Source organism: Xanthobacter autotrophicus ATCC 700552 (genome assembly GCF_043194565.1).
In the GTDB taxonomy this organism is placed as follows: Bacteria; Pseudomonadota; Alphaproteobacteria; order Rhizobiales; family Xanthobacteraceae; genus Xanthobacter; species Xanthobacter autotrophicus_F.
Window position 1 is genome coordinate 1 of the sequence record NZ_JBAFVS010000121.1, and the last position, 245, is coordinate 245.

A 245-nucleotide genomic window follows, 5' to 3' on the forward strand; every position below is an offset into this window, starting at 1 on the left:
TCCCTTGCTGGCGGCGGAATATGCCGGCTCGTTCCTGATCCTCGCCGTCGTTTCGCTGCTAGCAGCGGGTCTCCTGCAGGCCGTGGACGTGCCGCGGCCCGCGCAGAGCGCATCGGGCGGCGGGCGACCGCTGGGCGCGATCATCCGGCAGCCCGGCTATCTCGTGGCCCTGTTCGGCGCGGCCACGGGCTATGGCGTGATGATCCTCGCCATGACGGCGACCCCGCTCGCCATGCTGCACCATC

The 245-nt window shown here is 71.0% G+C and carries 1 pseudogene; it reads left to right on the forward strand.

The annotated features are described in order from the left end of the window. Nucleotides 1-245: pseudogene (locus V5F48_RS25185) on the forward strand (MFS transporter); the annotation flags it as partial.